This window comes from Azospirillum sp. B506 (assembly GCF_000333595.1).
GTDB lineage: Bacteria > Pseudomonadota > Alphaproteobacteria > Azospirillales > Azospirillaceae > Azospirillum.
This window is the reverse complement of the sequence record NZ_BADK01001069.1, coordinates 1-2,168: the sequence shown is the minus strand read 5'-3', so window position 1 is coordinate 2,168 and position 2,168 is coordinate 1. Positions and strand designations below refer to the sequence as shown.

General features: G+C 70.4%; 2 protein-coding genes. One reads left to right on the top strand and one right to left on the bottom strand.

Going from position 1 to position 2,168, the window contains the following annotated elements:
* The first annotated feature begins 223 nt into the window (after positions 1 to 223).
* Entirely contained in the window at positions 224 to 1,135 is a 912-nt protein-coding gene (locus tag I71_RS33080; RefSeq protein ID WP_042704309.1) for a methyltransferase domain-containing protein, read from the top strand.
* A gap of 32 nt (positions 1,136 to 1,167) precedes the next feature.
* Here I71_RS33080 and I71_RS33075 read toward each other — a convergent pair whose 3' ends face one another.
* Positions 1,168 to 1,938: a sulfite exporter TauE/SafE family protein gene (locus tag I71_RS33075; RefSeq protein WP_042704307.1), complete on the bottom strand. Its 771-nt coding sequence runs from the start codon at positions 1,936 to 1,938 to the stop codon at positions 1,168 to 1,170.
* Positions 1,939 to 2,168 lie beyond the last annotated feature (230 nt).

Below are 2,168 nucleotides of genomic sequence, written 5' to 3'. Positions count from 1 at the left end.
GTGGCGCTCTGGAAAGCATCAGCCCGGCCGACAGCAAGGCGGTGATGCCCAGCGTCGGCAGCGAGATCTTCAGGATGACCATCAGCGCCTCGTGGCTGACGGCGATGGCTTCGTCGATGCCCATTCCGGAGCTGTCCCGATGGAGAGTGGTGGCGTGGAGAAGGTGGCTGAGCTGCGAGTGTAGCACGGTTGTCGCGCCGCCGGGCTGGGGTATAGTGCGGCCATGACAAGCCCCGACAGCATGACCGTCTTCGACCGCGCGCTGGTCCGCCGCCGCCGCGACCGCGCCGTCGCCGAATTCACCGACCACGCCTTCCTCTTCGAGGAGATCGCCGACCGCCTCGCCGACCGGCTGGAGGACGTGATCCGTCCCTTTCCGCTGGCGCTCGATGTCGGCTGCCACGATGGGGCGATGGGGCGCATCCTGCAAGGCCGCAAGGGCATCGAGCGACTGGTCGCCTGCGACCTGTCGCCGGAGTTCGCCCGTGCCGCCGTCGCTCCCGGCAACCCCGCCATCACTGCCGCCGTCGCTGCCGATGAGGAGTTCCTGCCCTTCGCGCCGGGCAGCTTCGATCTGGCGGTCAGCAATCTCAGCCTGCATTGGGTCAATGACCTGCCGGGCGCCCTGGTGCAGATCCGTCAGGCGTTGAAGCCCGATGGCTTCTTCTGTGCCTCGATGCTGGGTGGTCAGACGCTGGCCGAGCTGCGCCGCTGCCTGTACGAGGCGGAGATGGAGGTGTCGGGCGGCGTCTCCCCCCGCGTGTCGCCGTTTGCCGAAATCAAGGATGCCGGCGGGTTGCTGCAACGGGCCGGCTTCGCCCTGCCGGTGGTCGACAGCGACGTCATCACCGTCACCTATTCCGACGCCTTCGCCCTGATGCGCGAGCTGCGCGGCATGGGCGAGACCAACGCCGTGCTGGCCCGCCGCAAGGTTCCGGCAACCCGCGCCATGCTGTTCGACGCGGCCCGGCGCTATGCCGACCTCTATGCCGAGCCGGACGGGCGGATTCCGGTGACCTTCGAGGTGCTGTATCTCGCCGGCTGGTCGCCGCATGAGAGCCAGCAGCAGCCCCTGAAACCGGGCAGCGGCCAGATTCCGCTGGGCGACGCGCTGAAGGGCGGCGGTATCCACTGAAGCCGGCCGCGTAAACAGGCCGGGAGGCCGGTTTACACAACCAGCTTCCAGGCCATCCAGCCCAGCACCCCGGCGTTCACCAGCATGATCGCCGGGGCGACGCGGGCGACCGCGGTGCGCCAGGTGCGGCCGGCGATGTGGCCGGCCAGACCGACCGCCAGCAGGCTCGGCACCGTGCCCAGCGCGAAGGCCGCCATGCCCAGCGCGCCGCTGAGCGCGCTGCCGCTCGCCGCCGCCACCGCGATGGCGCCATAGAGCATCCCGCAGGGAATGAAGCCCAGCGCCACCCCCAGCCCATAGCCGCGCCAGCCCGTCGGGTTGCCGAACAGCGGCCGGGCGAGGCCGGACACCCGCTCGCTCCACCAGCGCTGTACTCCGTTGCGTCCCAGCGACGGCGCCTTGGGCAGCCAGGACAGGATGCCGCGCGCGGCGTAGCCGAGGAAGAACAGTGCCGCCAGCGCCAACAGCGCCACCGACAGCCAGCGCAATCCCGGCAACGCCCCGACATGGCCGGCGACCGAGGCCGACAGCGCGCCGACCAGCGCGTAGGTCGTCGCCCGGCCGGCATGATAGGGCAGCACGGCGGCACCGGTCAGGCGGCGGAATTCCGACATCGCCGACAACGGCACCCGCTCCAGCCGCGCCGACACCTGGGCCAGCACGAAGGGACCGCACATGCCGGCGCAATGGGTGGTGCCGCCGACCAGCCCGGCGGTCAGCAGGGCCAGCAACAGCCCGCCGTCGCGGTCGATGACCACGGCGCACTGGTTCAGTCCGGCATCCAGCAGCGACAGGGCATCCAAGGCAGGGCCTCTCCGGTTCGGAAACTGGCGGTGATCTTAGGGGGGAGGGGAGGGCCGCCCAATGACGTGGGTCAATGGCGACGGAGCGTCTTGGGGTGTGGGGCAAAGCGACCGCCGCAATTCCGGCGCCGGTCGCTTAACCCCACGTTCCTATGCCAGCAGGCGGGCGATGGGCGGGCGGCTGGGGTGGAGGACGACGCCGTCGTCGGCCGGTTCGACCTTCGCATCCG

Bases quoted from the DNA above. Each gene is read 5' to 3' on its own strand.
- I71_RS33080 (WP_042704309.1), top strand. From the start codon at position 224: ATGACAAGCCCCGACAGCATGACCGTCTTCGACCGCGCGCTGGTCCGC.